Raw genomic sequence first — 21,762 nt, forward strand, 5'->3', positions numbered from 1 at the left:
GAATTAGCGATAGCAAAGGCGCACATTTTGCTGCCCTCGCACTTCAGCAAGGCGGATCAGCAAGTCATCACTGGGCGCTACCCGCCAGCATTCATCAAGCTGCAGCGCACCGCTGGCGGCGCTGTTGCGATAGTGGATGCGCACGGGCAAACCATTACTGTCCAGATGAGCGCTGAGGCCTTCACGCAATGCTTTGGCGAAGTGAGCGTCCAAGCGGCTGCCATCGACGCTTACCTCAACCGCCTCGCCATAGCGCATGCGCGCATCCACCATCGGTGTTATTTCCTTGACGCGCATGCGTAGACCACCGGAGTAATCATCGGTGGAGACTTCTCCCTCGACAATCAACACCTGCGCATCTTCTAACTGACCGCGAACCTGATCGTACATTTCACCAAACAGTGAGGCTTCAATGCGACCCGTACGATCGTCCAAGGTAACAAAGGCGATGGTATCGCCGCGTTTCGATTTCATGGTACGCGTACCCACCACTAGCCCTGCCACGCGCTGGGGCTGGCGAGACGGCTTGAGCTCATTGATGCGTGTTGAAACGAAGCGTTTGATTTCGGGCTCGTACTCATCGATGGGATGGCCGGTCAAATAGAGCCCCAGGGTGTCTTTCTCTCCGCCTAGTCGTTCACGGTCGGTCCACTGGCGAGCATCGAGATAGTTGGCGTAGTTATCACCGGCGGCTTCGTCACTGCCGAACACGTCGCCGAACATATCGATGATACCAGCGCTCTGGTTAGCGTGACTTTGCGACGCTGCCTTCATGGCATCGTCGAGCGCTGCCATCATGACTGCGCGGTTAGGCCCGATGTTATCGAGTGCGCCGGCGCGAATGAGTGCTTCCAGCGTGCGTTTATTGAGGCGTTTGGCATCGATGCGCTCGCAAAAATCGAAGATATCCACAAAGGGACCGCCCGCATCACGTGCTTCGACGATCGCACCAATGGGGCCCTCGCCTACGCCGCGAATAGCGCCAAGCCCGTACACCACTTCGCCGTTTTCGTTGACGCTGAACTTATAGCTACCCAAATTGACGTCCGGCGGCGTGACGGTCAGCTTCATGCGCCGACATTCCTCGATCAACGGCACTACCTTGTCGAGGTTGTCCATTTCGGTAGAAATAACCGCCGCCATGAAGGGCGCCGGGTAGTGCGTTTTGAGCCACGCGGTTTGATAGGAAACCAACCCGTAGGCCGCCGAGTGCGACTTGTTAAAGCCATAGCCGGCGAACTTCTCTACCAGATCGAACAGGTTGCCGGCCAAATCATTGTTAATGCCATTGGCAGCGCACCCATCCAGGAAGCCTTGGCGCTGCTTGGCCATCTCTTCGGGCTTTTTCTTACCCATGGCGCGACGCAGCATATCGGCCTGACCAAGCGTATAGCCCGCCAGCACCTGGGCAATCTGCATAACCTGCTCTTGGTACAGGATGATGCCGTAAGTGGGTTCGAGCACCGGTTTCAACAACTCGTGCTGATAATCCGGGTGTGGATAAGCCAATTCAGCGCGACCGTGCTTACGGTTGATAAAGTCATCCACCATGCCCGATTGCAGCGGCCCGGGACGGAACAGCGCCACCAGGGCGATCATGTCCTCAAGGGAGTCGGGCTGCAGGCGTTTGATCAGCTCTTTCATGCCGCGCGACTCAAGCTGGAACACCGCGGTCGTTTCAGCCTTCTTCAGCAGATCGAAGGTGCGCTTGTCGTCAAGGGGAATGGTGCTGATATCCAACGGTTCTTCGCCATCGCGGGCGCGTACCGTATCGACCATTTCCAGTGCCCAATCGATAATGGTGAGCGTACGTAGACCAAGAAAGTCGAACTTCACCAATCCCACGGTTTCGACGTCATTCTTGTCGAACTGCGTCACCAGCCCCTGCCCTTCTTCATCACACAGCAGCGGTGAGAAATCAGTCAACTTGGTGGGGGCGATCACCACCCCACCTGCATGCTTACCGGTACCGCGAGTAATGCCCTCAAGCTTGAGCGCCATCTCCCAGATTTCACCGGCTTCGTCGTCGTTCTCGATGTACTCTTTAAGTGCGGGTTCGGCCTCGACCGCTTTTGCCAGCGTCATGCCCACTTCGAAAGGAATCAGCTTGGAGATCTTGTCGCCCAGCGAATACGGTTTGCCCTGGGCACGTGCCACGTCGCGCACCACCGCCTTGGCCGCCATAGTGCCAAAGGTAGCAATCTGCGACACCGCATCACGCCCATAGCGATCCGCCACGTAATCGATAACGCGATCACGCTTCTCCATGCAAAAATCGACGTCAAAGTCGGGCATCGAGACACGTTCAGGGTTAAGAAAGCGTTCGAACAGCAGGTCGTATTCGAGCGGATCAAGATCGGTAATCTTGAGCGAGTAGGCCACTAGCGAGCCCGCCCCGGAACCACGCCCGGGACCTACTGGCACCTGGTTATCCTTGGCCCACTGGATGAAGTCCATCACGATCAGGAAGTAGCCGGGAAAGCCCATCTGATTAATGATATTGAGCTCAAACTCGAGCCGTTCGCGATAGGCGGGTTCTTCCTCGGCACGCTGGCGACCGCTATAGATAGCATCGGGTGCGTCGAACAACTGGTGGAGTCGCTCATCCAGCCCTTCATGAGAAATCTTCGAGATGAATTCCTCGATGGTCATGCCATCGGGAATCGGATATTCAGGCAGGAAGTATTCGCCCATCCGCACGTCAACGCTACAGCGCGCGGCTATTGCCACCGTGTTCTCGATCGCGGAGGGGACATCCGCAAACAGCTCGGCCATTTCGTCGGGCGACTTTAGATACTGCTCTTCACTGAAACGACGCTCGCGACGCGGATCGTCGAGCGCTCGGCCTTCACCAATCGACACCCGTGTTTCATGGGCCCAGAAGTCATCGCGGTGTATAAAGCGCACGTCGTTCGTCGCGACCACCGGCGTTTGGGTAGCGGCTGCCAGCTCCACCGACAAATGCAGACACTCTTCGTCGTTTTCGCGCTGGGTACGCTGTAGCTCCAGATAAAAACGCTCAGGAAAGAAGCGCTGCCACTCTCCCAGCACCGTGCGCGCGGTTTCCTTATGGCCGCCCAACAACAAGCGCCCGACTTCCCCCTCACGCGCACCCGATAGTGCGATCAGCCCCTCGGCGGCTTCGAATATCCACTCCTTGTGCACGAACGCCTGGCCAAGATGCTGGCCTTCTTGCCATACCCGTGAAATCAGCTCGATCAAATGGCGATAGCCGACGTTATTCATCGCCAACAGCGTGATTCGATACGGATGCGCCTCGTCCTGCGCGTTGTACATCCAGAAATCAGCGCCAATAACCGGTTTGATACCCGCCCCCTGTGCGGCCGTATACAGCTTGACCAAACCGAACATATTGCTCTCGTCGGTGACCGCTACTGCGGGCATGCCCATCTGCTCGGTAGCGCTATTGAGCGCCTTCAGGCGAACCAGTCCATCGGATAACGAATATTCGCTGTGAACACGTAGATGTACGAAAGGAGTCATAGGTGTAGAAATCCTGCTCGCCCCACGGGGTGGCCGGTGAATAGAAATGTGTGGCGCCGATGCGTTCATCATAAAACATCGCAGCGCTGGATTCAGTTGCTATACCGCGATTGTTTAGTGCACAAGCGATAGGCGGTAGGTCAGGATGACAGCGCTCGTTGCACAGGCCCGAACGAGCGCCGGTGTTCAGCGATGGGGCCACGCTGTGCGAGCGCCTGAAGGTGCTCGCGAGTCGGGTAGCCCTTGTGTTTGGCAAAGCCATAGCCGGGATGGCGCTGCTCGAGCGCGAGCATGTCGGCATCGCGCGCCACCTTGGCAATGATCGACGCAGCGCTGATTGCCGGATGACGCAAATCCCCTTTTACCACGGCCATGCCAGGCAGCGCGTGGCCCGGCAACCGATTTCCATCGACCAGCAAAAATTCTGCGCTTGGCTGCAGTGCATCGATCGCGCGCCGCATCGCCAGATGTGTGGCGTGATAAATGTTCAATTCATCGATCTCGGCAGGACTTGCCCTGCCTATGCCAAAGCACAATGCGCCCGAGCGAATCAGCTGATCGAAGGCTTCTCGCTTGGCGCTGGACAGCGTTTTGGAATCGGTAAGCCCGGTAATGGGATGCGTCGGGTCGAGAATCACCGCCGCGGCCACGACATCGCCGACCAAAGGGCCACGGCCTACTTCATCGACGCCGGCCAGCAGCGTACCGCGATAAGGGATATCAAGCGCAGGGAAATCGGTTGCCTTCAGTGCCATCAGGAAGGCTCTCCGTTCTCGCAGGCGCGCTCCACTTCAACGACCTCTGCTACCGCGGCGGCGGCACGAACACTCGCGTCTTGCGCCAATGCTTGATGCATCTCCTTGAAACGCGCTACCAGTGGAGCACCGGCCCCCTCAAACAGCAGCGGTGCCAGCTCGCTAACAATGCGTTCGACGCTGGCATCGTGCTGGATAAGCTCCGGCACAAGGGTACGCTGCGCCAACAAATTGGGCAGCGATATCCACTCGGTATGCACGACCCGCTGCGCGATCCAGAAGGTAGTGGCCGCCATGCGATAGGCGACGACCATGGGGCGGTGACACAGCAGCGCTTCCAATGCAGAAGTACCTGAGGTCAGCAACACGGCATCGGAGGCTGTCATCGCCGCGCTAGCTTGCCCATCAATGAGGTGGATGGCCTGACGCGTGCCGGGATCGATATTCGCCTGTTCGATCAACGCTTCAATCTCATCACGGCGCGCCTTGGAAGCCGCTGGAATAACCGCTTCCAACTCGAAGTGGTGCCCTCTTAGCTGGCGCAATACTTCAAGGTACACCGGCAGCATCAGCTTGACTTCGTTGTGGCGGGAACCCGGCAGTAGCGCCAGTAGCGGAATGTGCGGATCAATGCCAAGGTCACGACGCGCCGCCGTTTGATCGTCATCCAGCGGCAGGTCGTCGGCGAGCGGATGGCCTACAAAACTGACAGGCACCTGATGCTGTCGATAGAAGTCGGCCTCGAACGGAAGAAAGGTCAGCATTCGATCGACGGCCCGCCGGATCTTTTTCACCCTACCCTGTCGCCAGGCCCATACCGATGGACTGACATAGTGCAGCGTTTTTATGCCGCGGTTGCGCAGCGCCAGCTCAAGGTCGGTGTTGAAGTCGGGGGCATCAATGCCAATCATGACGTCGGCACGCCATTCGATGGCTTCTTGCTTGAGTCGTTTACGCAACGCCAGTAGCGAAGGCAAATGCTTCAGCACTTCCACCAGCCCCATCACCGACAGTTGCTCGATGGGCGCCAGACTTTCAAGCCCCTGCGCGATCATGCCGGGGCCGCCAACGCCACGAAATTCAGCCTGCGGATAGCGTGCTTTCAACTCGCGTATCAGCCCAGCACCCAATACATCGCCCGACAGCTCACCGGCCACGACAAACACCTTGAGTGCAGGCGAAGCGGAAGAAGAGGACGCAGGAGCAGGCGTGGTCATAGTGGGGAGTATCAGCCGAGAAAGTGGGACGACAGGAAGGCATCGCTGCACGTCGAACGTGCAGCGAGTAACGCGACGTTAGCGGGTGATACCACGCTCCGCGCGCTTGAGAGAATCGATGAAGGTTTGAAGCTCATCGCTGGGGTCGCGCTTCTCAAGCTCGGCGATCGATTCCGCCAGTTTGAGATTGCTGCGGAAAACCACCTTGTACGCGTCGCGCAGCGTGGCTACCGCGTCGGCGGAGAAGCCGCGACGCTTCAGGCCCACCACATTGAGACCGTGCAGGCGCCCTGGATTGCCGTTGGCAATCGCGTACGCCACGATATCCATGCTGACCGCCGTCATGCCGCCCACCATGCAGTGAGCACCCAGGTTGCAGAACTGGTGCACTGCCGCAAGGCCGCCAATAATGGCGTGATCGCCCATGGTAACGTGCCCTGCCAGGGTAGCGCCGTTGGCCAGAATACAGTGGTCGCCGATTTCGCAGTCGTGCGCAACATGGCTATACGCCATCAGCAGGTTGTCACTGCCAATCACCGTGCTCCACTTATCCTGCGCAGTCCCGCGGTGAACCGTAACGCTTTCTCGGAACACGTTATTGTCGCCGATGGTCAAACGCGTCGGCTCGCCCTTGTACTTCTTGTCCTGACACTCTTCTCCAATCGAGCAAAACTGGAAGAAGCGATTATTGGCACCGATGGTAGTAGGACCCTTGATAACAACGTGAGACTCGATCCTGCACCCCGGGCCAATAACAACGTCGGGACCAATAATGGAAAAAGGTCCAATCTCGACATCTTCGGCCAGCTTCGCACTGGGATCGATGATCGCGGTGGAATGGATCAAGCGACTTTCCTCTCTGCACACATGATATCAGCTTCGCACACTAGCTCGTCGCCTACGTGAGCTCGGCACTGGAACTTCCACACGCCGCGACGCGACTTGACGATCCAGGATTCCAGCGTAAGTTGATCGCCGGGGTAAACGGGGCGCTTCAAACGCACGTTGTCGCTGCCCACGTAATAGTAAACGTACCCGTCGCGCGGACGTTTATCACCGGTTTTAAAGCCAAGGATACCGGATGCCTGAGCGAGTGCCTCGATGATCAGGACCCCAGGCATGATGGGATAATCAGGAAAATGGCCGTTGAAGAATTGTTCGTTGACGCTGACATTCTTGAAGGCTTTGATATAGCTTCCCAGCTCCAGCTCCAACACCCTATCAACCAGCAAAAACGGGTATCGGTGGGGTAGGAATTCCTGGATTTCCTTAATATCCATGACCATGCAGAAACCTCTGAGGCTCAAGCCTCGCAATATAACAGTGCGATCGTCCAAAACGATGACAGTCGAATGAAAAGATAACCTTAAGACCGAGCCGCAGCCGACAGCCTTTATTGGTGTTGAAGAAGGCTGCACCTTGCAACAGCACTTCTATAAACCGCGTTTTTTCCAAAGAATATCGGGACCAAGGCTTGGTCGGCCCTGGCCCCCAACATTTTGGAAAGAAAGCGAGGGATGCAGCGCCACGCACCGCATCCCAACTGCTTATGACTTTTCCAGTTTCCCGATACGCTTGGCCAGCGAATCAAGCTGCCTGAAGCGCACGACGCTTTTGCGCCATTGAGCGTTCGGAAGAACACCCGTGCCGGAAGAGTATACACCGGGTTCGGGAATAGAGTTGGTGACCATGCTCATGCCGGTCAGCGTAACACCGTCAGCAATTTCGATATGACCGCCAAGGCCTACCCCACCGCCCAGCAGGCAGCCGCGCCCGATCTTGGTCGACCCTGCGACCCCGACGCAGCCCGCCAATGCGCTGTGATCGCCAACCTGAACGTTATGAGCGACCTGCACCTGACTATCGATTTTTACGTCGTTACCGATGATAGTGTCGCCAAGAGCGCCGCGATCGATACTGGAGCTCGCGCCGATTTCGACATCGTTGCCGATGGTGACACCGCCAATCTGGGCAATTTTAACCCAGTGACGACCATCGTGGGCAAAACCGAAACCGTCGCCGCCAACCACCGCAGAGCTGTGGATGATGACCCGCTCACCGATCATCACGCCGTGATAAATGGTCACGTTAGCGTAAAGCAGAGCATCTGCGCCGAGTTCGGTGTCATCGCCGATAAAACAACCGGGCCCAATAACGCTACCGTCGCCAATGCGTACGTTATTACCGATGACCACATTAGCCGCGATGGCTACGTTGTCGCCGATCACCGCGCTATCGCTGACGCAGGCGCTGGGGTGTATTCCCGCTTCAGGCGGTTGAGTCGAGCGCGCAAAGCAGCTGGAGAGCACTGCGAACCCCAGGTAGGGATTTTTCAGTACCAGCGCGTTGGTTGGGCATTCGCCTGCGTGCTCGGGACTTACCAGCACAGCGGCCGCCTTGGTTGTCGCGAGGTGTTTCAGGTACGCAGGATTTGCCAAAAAGGCGAGATCGTTACTGCCGGCTTCAGTTAACGTGGAAAATCCCGTAACGCGACGAGATCCATCCCCTTTCAATTCAGCCCCTGCGCGCTCAGCAAGCTCGCCCAGGGTCCAGCCGGAGTTAGCCGTAGTAGTCATGTGCATCCACTTGACGACCGCCGGTAGCAGGTCGATTGAACCCGCTACCGGCGTGTGAAGCTATGCGTTAATGCAATAGCTGAAAATTACTTGCCGCTATTATACGCAGCAGTGACCTCTTTCGTCAGGTCCATCGCGTCATCACCGTAGATCACGGCGGAACGATCGATGATCATGTCGAGGTTATGGCGTTTCGCTACGCTTTGAATCGCTTTATCCAGACGCGGACGAGCCTGCTTCAGGAAGCCCTGCTCTTTCTGCTGACGTGCCTGTTCGACTTCGGCACGCTGCTCCTGGAACTGCTGGCCTTTGGTCTGCAGCTGTTTGATCAGACCGTTGCGCTCGGATTCAGACATGGTCGAGCCATCGCGCTGCAAACGCTGCTGAAGCTGCTGCACTTCCTGGCCCAAGGACTGAACCTGCTGCGGCTTGTTACCCAGCTGGCTTTTCAACTGGTTGACTGACTGTTTGGCGGCACTGGTGCTCATCAGCGCTTCCTGCCAATCAATCACACCAATACCGGCAGCATTAGCAACGGAAGAAGCACCACCAAGCGCTACTGCTACTCCTAAAGCGATACCAAGTTTACGCATGTTTCTTTCTCCTGAATGACCTGGACCCGCAGGCCTTGACTGGCCCGTTGAGAACAAAAGTTTTACTGCTTATCAACTAGCCAGCATCAAAAGGTTTGACCCAGTGAGAACTGGAAGAACTGGCTTTCCGAACCGCTCGCCTTGTGAATCGGCTTCGCGACACTGAAGGTTAGCGGACCTACCGGTGTAAGCCACGACAACCCGATACCTGCCGACAGGTTCATATCACCCAAGTCGACGCCGGATTCGCAGTCCGAGTCAGGACCTTTACCGGTGGAATAGCAGTGCGACAGATAGGTGTTACCTGCATCGACGAACAGCGACGTTTGTACCTGACGATGATCTTCGATAAACGGCGTTGGGAAGATCAGCTCGGCAGAACCTTCCAACTGGATGTTACCACCCAGGGTGTAGTCGTCGTCGTTGTCGCCGCGCGGCGTCGTACGCTGACCAAGCGAGTTGCTGCGGAAACCGCGCACCGAGCCCAAGCCACCTGAGTAGAAGTTTTCGTAGAACGGATACACATCGGTTTTGCCATACTTGTTGGCATAACCGAGATTGGTGCTGAACTTGAGCGACCACTCAGGGTTGAGTTCAAACAGCTTATCGCCACGATAGCGTAGCTTATAGATCTGGGCATCGCTACCGGGGCCATTGCCTTCAAGCGATAGACGCTGATAGCTGCCGTCGGTGGGCATGATACCGCGGTTGAGGTTATTGCGCGTCCAACTGACCGACAGTTTGTAGGAGTCGAAGGTATCCCCTTCATCCTTGACGTACTGATAAATTTCCCACGGCGTATCGCTGTAGGTATCGAGGGTGAGGTGCTCGCCCCCAATACCAAAGTTCAGGCGCGACAGGTCGCTGATCGGATAACCGAAGTTAACTCCGCCGCCAATCGCGTCGCTTGAGTATGACGAGATATCGATATCGCTATCGTCGTAATCGGACTTGCGATAGTACAGGTTGAAGCCGCGCGAAATACCGCTCAACGTCCAGTATGGATCGGTATAGGAGAAGTTGAGGTTGGTGAAATAGTTACTCTTGGTCGCGCCGATATCGACACGATTACCGGTGCCAAGGAAGTTGCTCTGCGACAGCGACGCACCGTAAATAAGCCCCTCGGACTGAGCAAAACCAAGGCTCGCCGAGATACTGCCGGAAGGCTGTTCTTTCACCGAATAATCGACATCCAACTGGTCAGGGTGACCTTCCACCGGATGGGTATCGACCTTCACATCGCTGAAGAACCCTAAGCGCTGCAAGCGCGCTTGCGAGTCCTTGATGCTGGAAGACGATGCGGGCGCGCCTTCCATTTGCGTCAATTCACGACGCAGCACTTCGTCGGAGGTGGTGGTGTTTCCGCTGAAGTTGATACGGCGCACGTAGGCACGCTTGCCGGGATCGATATTAAACGTGACTTCTGCGGTGTCGTTGCTGTCGCTGGTGCGCGGTACGGCATCTACCTTGGCGAAGGTGTAGCCTTCGTTACCCAGCGCTTCGCGAATCGCATCTGCCGACGCCGTCAATTTCGATTGGTTATAAACATCACCTTCTTTGGCCTGGATCAGGCCGCGTGCCTGTTCCTCGCTAAGCCCGCCCAATTGTCCGGCGAAGTTGATGTTGCTGATGCGATACCGCTCTCCCTCATCCACATTGATGTTGATGTAGATATCCGCCTTGTCGGGAGATAGCGACACCTGATTGGAAGTAACGTTGAAGTTGACGTAGCCGCGATCCTGATAGAAGGCGCGCAGCTTTTCGAGATCCTTCGACATCGCTTCGGTGGAGAACTTATCGTGCGAGAACCAGCCCAAAAACCAGCCGGGATGGTCGGCCATATCGAGCTCGTCGAGCAGTTGATCGTCGCTGAAGGCGTGGTTGCCCACGAAGTTAATCTGGCGAATGCGCGCGTTGCCGCCTTCATTCACGTTGATATTAACCTGGACTCGGTTGGCATCGAGAGGCACCACCGATGTTTTGATCGATGCGTTGTAGCGTCCCTGATCCTGATAAACGTTTTCGAGCGAACGCTGCACTTCCTCAAGGGTAGAACGCTGCAGCACCTGACCTTCGAGGATACCCGCGTCGGCGAGACCCTTTTTAAGGTTTTCAGATGAGATCTGCTTGTTGCCGCTGATATTGATCTTGGCAACCGACGGGCGCTCCTTGAGGTGCAAGATCAGATTCTGGCCCTGGCGCTCAAAGCTGATGTCGTCGAACAATCCCGTGCCGTATAGCGCTTTGCCCGCTTGGCTCAGCTGGCTTTCGTCGAGCTGACGATTGCCATTGAAAGGCAAGACGTTGAACACGGTTCCCGAAGAAACTCGCTGCAACCCCTCGACACGAATGTGAGAAATTTGAAAAGACGCAGCGTGAACCACCTGGGACGAGCCCAACAACATCGCTGCCAAACCGAGGGTCTTGATCTTCATGCCGTCCTTTCGCTTAATTCAGATTCTTTCGGATCACCAGGATCGAATCATGTCGCTACCAGTGCGACACCGAGCCGACGAATGACTGTGAAATGTGCATTGCACCTTATACACAAGCCACCCTACCTGACAAGCGCAGTTGCGCATATCCAGCGGTAAAAAACGCTGACATTTGCTTAATTGCTTCTATTGATGGCAACCCACACCACCATTGATAACCGCGATACGCTTACTTATTTCTTACGCGTTGTGCGAAACCGCGACGCTACAGCCTCATTAGGTCAAAGTACAGAGCCAGCACCATTAAAGTACCCACTAACAGCATGCCTATTTTCAGGCCAAGGATCTGTACCTTTTCGGACAATGGCCGCCCGCGTACCGCTTCGACAACAAAATAAAGCAGATGTCCCCCATCAAGCATGGGAATCGGCAATAAATTCAGCACACCCAAACTGATCGATAGATACGCCAGGAAGCTGCCGAACGCTTCAACGCCGCCACGCGCTGAATCACCGGCGACACGCGCAATGGTCACGGGGCCAGACAGATTGCTCGGCGATATAAGCCCCACCACCATCTTGCCGATCGACACCGTGGTCAATTGGATCATGTCCCAGGTTTTACCAACGGCGCGCGGAACAGCTTGCCACGGTGAAAAACTGATATCGCGAATATACTGAGAGGGATAGGCCGGCATTTCGGCTGCCGCTCCAATATAGCCGATATTCTTACCGTTACTGGCCTGTTTCAGCTGCGGCGTCAGTTTCACTTCACGACTCACGCCGTCGTTTTCGACGTGCAGTTGCAAGGGGTGACCACCCGCCTGCTGAACCTGTGCAACAAAGGCTCCCCAGTCGCTGACCGACTGATGATTCACCTGCGTGATCACGTCTCCCGCCTTGAGGCCGGCCTGCGCTGCTGGGCTATCCGCCACTACCCGCTGAATACGTGGCGCGACCTTGGGCTGCCATACCGACATGCCAAGCGGTTGCAATGGATTCGACGGATCTTCGCCGACCAGATAGCGTTCCACGGGCAGCTCGTAATGATGTTCGGTAGTGTCGATGGACACGCTGCCGCTGCGGCCAATGAGATCCACCAGGCGCAGATTGATATCTTCCCAGGTGAGCACTTCGCGCCCTTCCACACGAGAGATTTGCTCGCCTTCCGCGATACCGCTGCGACTCGCGGGAGAATCGGGCGCTATATGCCCTACCACCGGCACCAGCGCTGAAATACCGTAAACGAACAGCGCCCAGTAGATCACCCACGCCAGCAGGAAGTTGGCCAGCGGCCCCGCCGCCACAATCAGGATACGTCGCAGCACCGATGCCTGGTTGAATGTCCGATGGCGCTCTTCCGGCGCAACCGGCCCTTCACGCTCATCCAGCATTTTGACGTAGCCGCCAAGCGGAATGGCGGCAATCGAGAAGCGCGTTCCGTGACGATCATGAATCGACCACAGCGGCTTACCAAAGCCCACCGAAAAATGCAGCACTTTGACACCGCAGCGGCGCGCTACAAAGAAGTGGCCGTACTCGTGGAAGGTAATCAATACCCCGAGCACGACAATCACCGCGATGATATTTTCGATAATACCCATCGGCTGGGGCCTCTAGTGCTAGTGACCAGACCAGGCCGCGAGCAGCGCGAACAGAGGCACCGCCGAAGTTAGGCTGTCGATGCGATCGAGCATGCCACCATGCCCTGGCAGCATTTGGCTGGAATCCTTGATGCCGCGCGCACGCTTGAGCATGCTTTCAGCCAGGTCGCCCATTACCGAGGCGAAGGTGATGATCCAGGTAACGATCAGCAGCCACACGAAGCCACCGAAACCGATTCCCTGAATGAAGGTCATCAGCACTGCCAATACCGCCGTACCCGCCAGACCACCGTACACGCCCGCCCATGACTTGCCGGGGCTCACGTTAGGCGCCAGTTTACGACCACCGAAGGCGCGCCCTGAAAAGTAGGCAGAAATATCGGCACCCCACACCACGAACAGCACGTACAGCAGCCACCACGGTTCAGTGCGCAGTTGGTTGAGCGCCATCCAGCATGGCAACAGCGCGCCTACGCCCATGATGATGCGCACCGCTCTACTCGACCACTGTTCCTGCAGCGAGGGGTAACGCATCACCCAGAAAGAGCAGATAATCCAGCCCCAGAATGCCAACCACAGCGGCCAGCGTTGCCACACGATGCCGCTCGACCACAGTAGCGCCATGACGAAGCAAATCGCTAGCGAGAAGAGCAGACGGTCACGCTGCTCCGAGAACCCAGCCAAATTGGCCCACTCCCACGCGGAGAGCGCGACAATAATGCCAACAAAACTGGCAAACCAACCACCCGTTAGCGTAAACAGCAGCACTAATGAGATTGGACCAATCGCCAAGGCGGTCAAAAATCGTTGTTTAAGCACGCTCTACCTCAATCTGCTCGTCCGTTTTACCGAACCGGCGTGTGCGCGATGCATAGGCACCCAGTGCTTCGTCGAAGGCCTCGGCGCCAAAGTCGGGCCAGAGCACGGGGGAGAAAAATAGTTCGGCATAGGCGAGCTGCCACAGCAAAAAATTGCTGATGCGCTGTTCGCCGCTGGTGCGAATACAGAGATCCACTTCAGGAACATGCGTCTCCATCTCGCTGGCCAGCATTTGCTCGGAAATCTGATCGGGAGGAAATTCACCGGCTGCGGCGCGTTCAGCCAAATGACGCGCCGCCTGAGCGATATCCCAGCGACCGCCGTAGTTAGCCGCCACAATCAAATGCAGCCCAGTATTGTCGCGAGTTTTTGCTTCTGCCTTTTCAATCAGCCGCACCAGAGAAGCGTGCAAGGCGGAGCGGTCACCCACAATCGAGAGCCGAATGTTGTTGCGATGAAGCTTGCCGACCTCACGTTTAAGCGCCAGCACAAACAGCTCCATCAGTGCGCTGACTTCGTCCCTCGGACGCCGCCAGTTTTCGCTGGAGAAAGCGAACAGCGTGAGCGTGCCAACCCCGCGCTCCGCTGCTCGCCGTACGACTGCCCTGACCGCACCAACGCCAGCATGGTGGCCACGTATCGCTGAAAGCCCGCGTGCGCGCGCCCAGCGATTGTTGCCATCCATGATGATGGCAACGTGACCGGGTAGTGGCGATGAAGCAGACGGCACTTCATCCACTGGATGAGAATCTGATGACATGAGCGTTTATTACACCTGCATCAGGTCATGCTCTTTCTGTTCCAGAAGCTGATCGATTTCAGCGATGTACTTATCGGTCAGTTTCTGAATGGCATCCTCGCCCTGACGCGCTTCGTCTTCGGAGACTTCCTTCTCTTTCAACAGCGACTTGATATCGCCATTGGCGTCGCGACGAACGTTGCGTACAGCCACCTTGCCTTGTTCAGCTTCGGCACGCGCCTGACGGGTATAGCCGCGGCGAGTTTCTTCGGTCAGCGGCGGCATGGGCACACGAATAACGGTGCCCGCCGTAGAAGGATTGAGACCAAGGTCAGAGGTCATGATTGCTTTCTCAACCTTCTGCACCATGCTTTTTTCCCACGGCACCACTGCCAGCGTGCGTGCGTCTTCTACGTTGACGTTAGCCACCTGGTTGATGGGCACGTCGCCACCGTAGTAGTCGACTAATACTGCATCGAGAATGCTGGGATGCGCGCGCCCGGTACGAATCTTGTGAAACGCCGAATTAATCGCCTCGACGCTCTTCTTCATACGATTTTCGGCGTCCTTCTGAATATCCTTGATCACGAAGACTTTCCTCTAAAGCGAAGAGATACGCTGGCAGCACTTGCGCCAGCGTTGAAGAAATTATTGGTTACGGCAAAACGCTCTATTTGCCGCCATGAATAAGCGTACCTTCACGCCCACCCATCACCAGATTGAGCAGCGCGCCGGGCTTGGTCATATCGAAAACGCGCACCGCCATGTCATGGTCACGCACCAGGCAAATCGCGGTCAAATCCATGACGCCGAGCTTCTGATCAAGCACTGCGTCGTAGTCGAGCTTGTCGTACTTGACGGCATCCGGGTTCTTCACCGGATCGCTGTCGTACACGCCGTCTACCTTGGTCGCTTTTATGACAACATCAGCGTCGATTTCTATCCCGCGCAAGCAGGCTGCCGAGTCGGTGGTAAAGAATGGGTTGCCGGTACCGGCCGAGAAAATGACAACGTCGCCACTGCTTAGATAGCGGATGGCCGCACGACGATCGTAGTGCTCGACGACGCCGCTCATGGGAATGGCCGACATGACGCGCGAGCGAATGCTGGCGCGCTCCAGCGCGTCGCGCATGGCGAGACCGTTCATTACGGTTGCCAGCATCCCCATGTGATCGCCGGTAACACGTTCCATCCCTGCTGCATTCAACGCTGCGCCGCGAAACAGATTTCCGCCGCCAATCACCAAACCAACCTGAACGCCAATACCCACCAACTGGCCAATTTCCAACGCCATCCTATCAAGCACCTTGGGGTCGATACCGAAATCGAGCTCCCCCATCAGCGCTTCGCCTGATAGCTTCAAAAGAATTCGTTTGTATTTGGCGTTGCGATCGTTGTTCGCGGACATCTGTTTCTCCTGGCCACCGGTGAAGATCAGCGAGTGTTAGGTCAGCCGTCTCATACTACTCTGGGTGGACGCCTGACATGCAATGGCGCGCATAGAGTTATGCACGCCATTGTCGATAAAAATTCGGCGCTGCGCCAGCGCAACGCCGAGAGAACACGCCATCGCGCTTAGCGACGCGCCTGTTCCATGACTTCTTTCGCGAAATCAACTTCTTCTTTCTCGATGCCTTCACCCACTTCGAAACGTACGAAGCCGATGACTTCACCGCCAGCGTCCTTGGCGAAGTTGGCAACCGTCTGGTTAGGATCCTTAACGAACGGCTGATTTACCAGGCTGTTTTCCGCGAGGTATTTTTTCAGACGACCCTGAACCATTTTTTCAGCGATTTCGGTCGGTTTACCTGCCATGTCAGGCTGGGCAAGAATGATCGCTTTCTCGTGATCAAGCTGCTCCTGCGGCATATCTTCCGGCAGAGCAACGGCCGGGTTGATTGCTGCAACGTGCATCGCGATGTCGCGTGCAGTTTCAACGTTACCGCCCTTCAGCGAGACAACAGCACCAATGCGAGCACCGTGAACGTAACCACCTACAGCACCACCGTCCTGAGCTTCAACGATAGCGGCGCGGCGAACCGAGATGTTTTCACCGATTTTCTGCACTAGCTGAGCACGCGCTTCTTCAAGCTCGCCTTCCATTAGCGCAGCAACATCTGCGTTTTTGCTTTCGAAAACTGCGTCAGAAACACGATCAGCGAACGCTTTGAAGTTATCGTCGCGCGCAACAAAGTCGGTTTCCGAGTTGATTTCTACCAGTACGGCATAGCTGGCATCGTCAGCCACACGTACGGTTACTACGCCTTCAGCAGCCACGCGGCTAGCTTTCTTGGCGGACTTGAGGCCTGCGTTTTTACGCAGGTTATCGATCGCTACGTCGATATCACCGTCGGCTTCCTGAAGCGCTTTTTTGCACTCCATCATGCCGAGACCGGTACGCTCGCGCAGTTCCTTGACCAGAGAAGCACTGATCGCTGCCATGTCGGGAATCTCCGTGATTATCTAACAACCAACCGCTGGATGCGCTTGGTCAGGATTAGAAAGGCTCGCCACCCTTGGCTGAAACGCCGTGAAGAAGAGCAGCGAGCGCTACGCTGATGCCTCATCACCCGCGCCGGACGCCCTGAGGCGTTTGACTATCTCTCCGGCGAAGTGCCCGCAAGAGACGTTGATGAGGAGCAGCAAGTCGTTATCGGGGCTTGCCACAGCCAGTGCGGCAAGCCCACCCTGGCGATTACTCGCCAGCGGCTGTTTCTTCGACTTCAACGAACTCGTCAGGACGACCTTCTTTCGCTTTGCCACACGCATCAGCGATGGCTTTAACGTAAATCTGGATCGCACGGATGGAGTCGTCGTTACCGGGGATAACGTAGTCAACGCCGTCGGGGTTGGAGTTACTATCAACAACACCGATAACGGGAATGCCAAGCTTGTTGGCTTCGTTGATGGCGATGCGCTCGTGGTCAACGTCGATCACGAACAGTGCATCAGGCAAACCGCCCATGTTTTTGATACCACCGATGGAGCGCTCGAGTTTTTCCTGCTCGCGCGTAGCCATCAGTACTTCTTTCTTGGTCAGCTTGTCGAAGGTGCCATCTTCGTGCATCTGCTCGAGCTCACGCAGGCGCTTGATGGACTGACGAATCGTTTTGTAGTTTGTCAGCATACCGCCCAACCAGCGATGGTTGACGTACGGCTGACCTACGCGAGACGCTTCTTCGGCAATGATTTTGCCCGCTGCACGCTTGGTACCAACGAACAGAATCTTGTTGTTGCTGGCGGCCATCTTCTCGACCACTGCAACCGCTTCGTTCAGCGCAGGCAGGGTGTATTCGAGGTTGATGATATGAATCTTGTTGCGCGCACCGAAAATGTACTGGCTCATTTTCGGGTTCCAGAATTTGGTCTGGTGACCGAAGTGCGCACCTGCCTTGAGCAGGTCGATCATTTTAACTGCCATGGAACTTCTCCTTGAATTGGGTTACGCCTCCACGCACCCCATGGATCCGACCGCTTGCGCGGCACCCGGGACCATGTGCCGGAACGTGTGTGGTGTTTTAATTTCAGTATCAGACGCATTAATCAATGCGCCCGTTTGATTTAGCGCCTGCCCATTGGACAAACGCATGACTGATATTGGAGAACATCGCTCTACCAATCTCAGGCGCGGCTTTATACCACAATACAGGGCGAAAAAGAAGCATTGCCGACCTTTCTACATCCCGCTTTCCGGCGTTGATCTGCTGCCTCTGCGTTCGCCAAGAAGCGGCTGAGGCGATATGCTTGCGCCATTCCATTTGGTCGCAAAACCGGCGCACTCGCAAGGTCATCGGCGGCCGATAACCCGTTTACTCCTTACCACCTAATGAGCACTACGCAGGAGCCCCGCAGCGCCATGAACATTCCCATCCATACGCCAGAACAAATCGACAAGCTTCGCATTGCCGGCCGCCTCGCGGCTTCGGTATTGGAGATGATCGAGCCGCATGTGAAGGCAGGCATTTCCACTGGCGAGCTGGATCGCCTGTGCCACCGCTATATTGAAGATGATATCGAGAGTGTTTCAGCGACCATCGGTTACCACGGCTACCAGCACGCCAGCTGTATTTCGCTTAACCATGTGGTGTGTCATGGCATTCCTGACTTCAACAAGAAGCTGAAAAAAGGCGACATCCTTAATATTGATATCACCATCATCAAGGATGGCTACTACGGCGACACCAGTGCGATGTTCATCGTAGGCGAAAACATCAAGGGGCAGCGCTTGTCACGCGTTACCCAAGAGTGCCTTTACGAGTCGATGAAGATGATTCGCCCCGGGGTGAAACTGTCGGAGCTTGGTCGCTGCATCCAACAGCACGCGGAAAAAAACGGCTTCAGCGTTGTGCGTGATTTTTGTGGGCATGGCATTGGTACTGAATTTCATCAGGACCCTCAGTTCCTTCACTATGACGGCTACGACGCCTCCACTGACGCGGTGCTCGAAGAAGGCATGTGCTTCACCATCGAGCCGATGATCAATGCCGGCGATTGGCCAACCAAGGTACTGAAGGATGGTTGGACAGCCGTTACCCGCGATAAAAGCCTCTCGGCGCAGTGGGAACACACGCTAATCGTTAGTGCAGACGGCGTTATCGTGACAACCAAACGGGAAGACGAAGACCTTTCCTTCCTTGGCGGCGAATACGCCTGACACAAGTGGCCGCGTCGTTTAGTCCATTGCCGTCAATACACCAACAAGCTGGCTGCTAGTGAAGGGGTTCCTGTCATGCTGTTGCATCACTACCGGTTTACGCCTGCCTCCGACATCCTTGATGACGCTGGGCTGGAAGCCGAACTCGACGCCCTCGATAAGCAAACGGGACAGCGCGTCACGCCGCAGCACATTGCCGCCTTCAAACAGCGCATTAGCGATCTGTCGGAAACGCTCGATCAACGCTTTCTGCAAGGCAACGATATCCGTGATCTGGTGTGCGGACGCAGTTGGGCGATGGACAAGCTGCTCAACATCGCCTGGCGGCGTATGGAGTGGCCTGCCAATCACACGGATATCGCCCTGATCGCGGTCGGCGGCTATGGGCGCGGTGAGCTGCACCCCTACTCGGATATCGACCTGCTGATTTTGCTTGGCAGCAGCGACGACAGCGCATTACAGGCACCGCTGTCTGCTTTCGTTACGCTATTGTGGGATCTCGGCCTTGCTATTGGTCACAGTGTTCGCACGCTCGATGAGTGCGCTGAAGAAGCACGCAACGATGCCACGATCATGACCAACCTGCTGGAAACGCGCACTTTGGTAGGCAGCGATGAATTGCGAGAAGCACTGATGCGGCGCGTCGACGTTACGCAGATGTGGCCTATCGACGTGTTCTTCCGGGCAAAGTTCGAAGAGCAGCAGCAGCGACACCTCAAATTCAATAATAGCGAGTACGGCCTCGAGCCGAACCTTAAGAGCTCTCCCGGCGGACTGCGCGATCTGCACACCATCATGTGGATTGCCAAGCGTTTCTTCGGCACCGAAGAACTGGACGACGTGGTTGAGCGCGATTCGATGACGGACTCCGACCTGCGCATCTACAGCCACGGCCAGGCATTTCTGTGGCAGCTACGCTACGCCCTGCATATGCTGACGCATCGCGCCGAAGACCGCATGCTGTTTGATCATCAGCGCTCTGTGGCAACTCTTTTAGGCTATCGCGATCGCAAAGGCAGTCTGGCCGTCGAACAGCTGATGCACCGCTACTACGTGATGGTCGGGGCAATGGCCGAACTCAACGATATGCTGCTGTTGCACTTCGCCGACGAAGTGCTGGCGACGGCCTCCGCAGCACCACCAGAAGTGCTGAACAAGCGCTTCAGCGTCCAGCGCGATCTCATCCAGGTACGTTCTGCCAGCGTCTTCAAGCAGCGCCCCAGCGCACTGCTGGAGCTGTTTTTACTGATGGCCCAGCACCCTTCTATCAAAGGCGTGAATGCACAGACCATTCGGCTGATTCGCGAGCATCGCCATCTGATCGACGATAGCTTCCGCCGTGACGTGCGCAATCGCACGCTTTTTATGGAATTGCTGCGTAGCGGCGGCAATGTCGCGCGCCAGCTGGCACTGATGGCACGCTACGGCGTGCTGGGCAATTACCTGCCTGAATTCGGCAATATCGAAGGATTGATGCAATACGATCTCTTCCATATCTACACCGTCGATGCGCACACCATGCGAGTGCTGTCGCGTTTGCAAAGTTTCCGCTCGGCGGATACCGCGCAGGACTTCCCGTTGCCCCACGAGCTTATCCGTCATATTCCCAAGCTCGAACTGCTGTGGATCGCCGGCCTGTTCCACGATCTGGGCAAAGGACGCGGCGGCGATCACTCGCGGCTGGGCGCTATCGATGTTCAGCGCTTCTGCGAACGTCACGATTTGTCACCACGCGACACCCAACTGGTGAGCTGGCTGGTTGAGCATCATTTGTTGATGTCGTGGACCGCCCAGAAGCGCGATTTGGCCGAACCCGATGTGATCAGCGATTTCGCGCTGCGGGTGCGCAGCGAGATGTACCTCGACTATCTCTACCTGTTAACCGTGGCGGATATCGATGCGACCAACCCAACGCTCTGGAACAGCTGGCGTGCGGCGCTTTTGAGAACCCTGCACAACGAAACCCGGCGAGCGCTCTCCAGAGGACTGGAACACCCATTCGAGCGCGCCGACTGGATTGACGATACTCGCACCGAAGCGCGTCAGCTGCTGGCGGCGCGCCATGTCGAGGAAGAAAGCTATCGAGAACTGTGGGATTCGTTTGGCGCCGATTACTTCCTGTCTTATTCACCACAGGAAATCGTCTGGCAAACCCTGGGCATACTGCAAACCCAGCAGCGCCCGCTGGTATTGATTTCAACGCCTGAAAGCGATGCTGCCGATGGCGGCACGAAAGTGTTTATCAACACCCGCGAAGCCAACCATTTGTTTGCCGCTACCGCTGCCGCCATTGATCAGCTCAATGCGTCCATTCACGATGCGCGCATTATTTCTACCGAAGATGGCTGGACGCTCAATACCTTCCTGCTGCTGGATGATCAAGGCCAGGCGATTCGCGCGCCGGGGACGCTGCGCGAGGTTCACGAGGTGCTAACCGAGGCGTTGACTGATCCCGACGAGTATCCCCACATTATCAGTCGCCACACCTCTCGCCAGTTGAAGCATTTTCGGGTGCCCACCCAAACCCACTTCAGCCAGGATAAAGCCCACCAGCGCAGTATCGTTGAGATTGTGGCCGCTGACAGACCTGGACTACTGGCGCGAGTAGGCCGCATCTTCGTTGAATTTGACGTTTCCATCGTCAATGCGCGAATCGCTACCTTCGGCGAGCGCGTCGAAGACGTATTTTTCATTACCACTCGCGACGGGCAACCGCTGGATGAGGCGAATGAAGCGCAGGCACTTATGCAACGCCTACGCGAAGTACTGGATGCGGAGGCTTGAACAACGCTTGTCTGATACACTCTCGCGCTATCGCTGCGACGGGTAACATCTGCCCGAATTCGCTTTTCGACATTAGGACGCTG

General features: G+C 56.3%; 17 protein-coding genes. 2 read left to right on the top strand and 15 right to left on the bottom strand.

Features of this window, described 5'->3' with window-relative positions; genetic code table 11:
- Positions 1–3 precede the first annotated feature (3 nt).
- The 15 genes from dnaE to rpsB form a co-directional block, all read right to left on the bottom strand.
- On the bottom strand, positions 4–3,504 hold the full coding sequence (gene dnaE / locus R84865_RS06205; RefSeq protein ID WP_435639126.1) for a DNA polymerase III subunit alpha: 3,501 nt from the start codon (positions 3,502–3,504) through the stop codon (positions 4–6).
- Positions 3,505–3,644: 140 nt separating this feature from the next.
- Positions 3,645–4,259: a ribonuclease HII gene (gene rnhB, locus R84865_RS06210; RefSeq protein WP_435636459.1), complete on the bottom strand. Its 615-nt coding sequence runs from the start codon at positions 4,257–4,259 to the stop codon at positions 3,645–3,647.
- Complete coding sequence (gene lpxB / locus R84865_RS06215) at positions 4,259–5,476, bottom strand: lipid-A-disaccharide synthase (RefSeq protein WP_435639127.1); 1,218 nt, start codon at positions 5,474–5,476, stop codon at positions 4,259–4,261. The genes rnhB and lpxB overlap by 1 nt, the downstream gene beginning before the upstream one ends.
- Positions 5,477–5,554: 78 nt before the next feature.
- Positions 5,555–6,322 (bottom strand): acyl-ACP--UDP-N-acetylglucosamine O-acyltransferase, encoded by a 768-nt coding sequence (lpxA, locus tag R84865_RS06220; RefSeq protein ID WP_435631160.1) that lies wholly within the window; start codon positions 6,320–6,322, stop codon positions 5,555–5,557.
- On the bottom strand, positions 6,319–6,762 hold the full coding sequence (gene fabZ / locus R84865_RS06225; protein WP_435631161.1) for a 3-hydroxyacyl-ACP dehydratase FabZ: 444 nt from the start codon (positions 6,760–6,762) through the stop codon (positions 6,319–6,321). The genes lpxA and fabZ overlap by 4 nt, the downstream gene beginning before the upstream one ends.
- A gap of 261 nt (positions 6,763–7,023) precedes the next feature.
- Positions 7,024–8,052, bottom strand: coding sequence for a UDP-3-O-(3-hydroxymyristoyl)glucosamine N-acyltransferase (gene lpxD / locus R84865_RS06230; protein ID WP_435631162.1), 1,029 nt, complete (start codon positions 8,050–8,052; stop codon positions 7,024–7,026).
- An 86-nt stretch (positions 8,053–8,138) separates the two neighbouring features.
- On the bottom strand, positions 8,139–8,645 hold the full coding sequence (locus tag R84865_RS06235) for an OmpH/Skp family outer membrane protein (protein ID WP_435631163.1): 507 nt from the start codon (positions 8,643–8,645) through the stop codon (positions 8,139–8,141).
- Positions 8,646–8,731: 86 nt separating this feature from the next.
- On the bottom strand, positions 8,732–11,080 hold the full coding sequence (gene bamA, locus R84865_RS06240; RefSeq protein ID WP_435636457.1) for an outer membrane protein assembly factor BamA: 2,349 nt from the start codon (positions 11,078–11,080) through the stop codon (positions 8,732–8,734).
- 265 nt (positions 11,081–11,345) lie between these two features.
- Positions 11,346–12,683 (bottom strand): RIP metalloprotease RseP, encoded by a 1,338-nt coding sequence (gene rseP / locus R84865_RS06245; RefSeq protein WP_435639128.1) that lies wholly within the window; start codon positions 12,681–12,683, stop codon positions 11,346–11,348.
- 18 nt (positions 12,684–12,701) lie between these two features.
- Complete coding sequence (locus tag R84865_RS06250) at positions 12,702–13,502, bottom strand: phosphatidate cytidylyltransferase (protein ID WP_435631166.1); 801 nt, start codon at positions 13,500–13,502, stop codon at positions 12,702–12,704.
- Positions 13,495–14,262 (bottom strand): polyprenyl diphosphate synthase, encoded by a 768-nt coding sequence (gene uppS / locus R84865_RS06255; RefSeq protein ID WP_435631167.1) that lies wholly within the window; start codon positions 14,260–14,262, stop codon positions 13,495–13,497. The genes R84865_RS06250 and uppS overlap by 8 nt, the downstream gene beginning before the upstream one ends.
- A 9-nt stretch (positions 14,263–14,271) precedes the next feature.
- Positions 14,272–14,829, bottom strand: a complete 558-nt coding sequence (gene frr / locus R84865_RS06260; protein ID WP_435631168.1) for a ribosome recycling factor — start codon at positions 14,827–14,829, stop codon at positions 14,272–14,274.
- Positions 14,830–14,911: 82 nt separating this feature from the next.
- A complete protein-coding gene (gene pyrH, locus R84865_RS06265) occupies positions 14,912–15,649 on the bottom strand; it encodes a UMP kinase (RefSeq protein ID WP_435631169.1) in 738 nt (245 codons plus the stop codon).
- A gap of 167 nt (positions 15,650–15,816) precedes the next feature.
- Positions 15,817–16,683, bottom strand: coding sequence for a translation elongation factor Ts (tsf, locus tag R84865_RS06270; protein WP_435636453.1), 867 nt, complete (start codon positions 16,681–16,683; stop codon positions 15,817–15,819).
- Positions 16,684–16,936: 253 nt separating this feature from the next.
- Complete coding sequence (rpsB, locus tag R84865_RS06275) at positions 16,937–17,662, bottom strand: 30S ribosomal protein S2 (RefSeq protein WP_435631171.1); 726 nt, start codon at positions 17,660–17,662, stop codon at positions 16,937–16,939.
- A gap of 435 nt (positions 17,663–18,097) precedes the next feature.
- On the opposite strand from rpsB, the gene map reads away from it, so the two are divergent.
- Both map and glnD read left to right on the top strand, forming a co-directional pair.
- A complete protein-coding gene (gene map / locus R84865_RS06280) occupies positions 18,098–18,895 on the top strand; it encodes a type I methionyl aminopeptidase (protein ID WP_435631172.1) in 798 nt (265 codons plus the stop codon).
- 75 nt (positions 18,896–18,970) lie between these two features.
- Complete coding sequence (gene glnD / locus R84865_RS06285; protein WP_435639129.1) at positions 18,971–21,679, top strand: [protein-PII] uridylyltransferase; 2,709 nt, start codon at positions 18,971–18,973, stop codon at positions 21,677–21,679.
- Positions 21,680–21,762: the final 83 nt, after the last annotated feature.

This window comes from Carnimonas bestiolae (assembly GCF_051251145.1).
GTDB classification, from domain to species: Bacteria; Pseudomonadota; Gammaproteobacteria; order Pseudomonadales; family Halomonadaceae; genus Carnimonas; species Carnimonas bestiolae.

Bases quoted from the DNA above. Each gene is read 5' to 3' on its own strand.
- dnaE (WP_435639126.1), bottom strand. From the start codon at position 3,504: ATGACTCCTTTCGTACATCTACGTGTTCACAGCGAATATTCGTTATCC.
- rnhB (WP_435636459.1), bottom strand. From the start codon at position 4,259: ATGGCACTGAAGGCAACCGATTTCCCTGCGCTTGATATCCCTTATCGC.
- lpxB (WP_435639127.1), bottom strand. From the start codon at position 5,476: ATGACCACGCCTGCTCCTGCGTCCTCTTCTTCCGCTTCGCCTGCACTC.
- fabZ (WP_435631161.1), bottom strand. From the start codon at position 6,762: ATGGTCATGGATATTAAGGAAATCCAGGAATTCCTACCCCACCGATAC.
- lpxD (WP_435631162.1), bottom strand. From the start codon at position 8,052: ATGACTACTACGGCTAACTCCGGCTGGACCCTGGGCGAGCTTGCTGAG.
- R84865_RS06235 (WP_435631163.1), bottom strand. From the start codon at position 8,645: ATGCGTAAACTTGGTATCGCTTTAGGAGTAGCAGTAGCGCTTGGTGGT.
- bamA (WP_435636457.1), bottom strand. From the start codon at position 11,080: ATGAAGATCAAGACCCTCGGTTTGGCAGCGATGTTGTTGGGCTCGTCC.
- rseP (WP_435639128.1), bottom strand. From the start codon at position 12,683: ATGGGTATTATCGAAAATATCATCGCGGTGATTGTCGTGCTCGGGGTA.
- uppS (WP_435631167.1), bottom strand. From the start codon at position 14,262: ATGTCATCAGATTCTCATCCAGTGGATGAAGTGCCGTCTGCTTCATCG.
- pyrH (WP_435631169.1), bottom strand. From the start codon at position 15,649: ATGTCCGCGAACAACGATCGCAACGCCAAATACAAACGAATTCTTTTG.
- tsf (WP_435636453.1), bottom strand. From the start codon at position 16,683: ATGGCAGCGATCAGTGCTTCTCTGGTCAAGGAACTGCGCGAGCGTACC.
- rpsB (WP_435631171.1), bottom strand. From the start codon at position 17,662: ATGGCAGTTAAAATGATCGACCTGCTCAAGGCAGGTGCGCACTTCGGT.
- map (WP_435631172.1), top strand. From the start codon at position 18,098: ATGAACATTCCCATCCATACGCCAGAACAAATCGACAAGCTTCGCATT.
- glnD (WP_435639129.1), top strand. From the start codon at position 18,971: ATGCTGTTGCATCACTACCGGTTTACGCCTGCCTCCGACATCCTTGAT.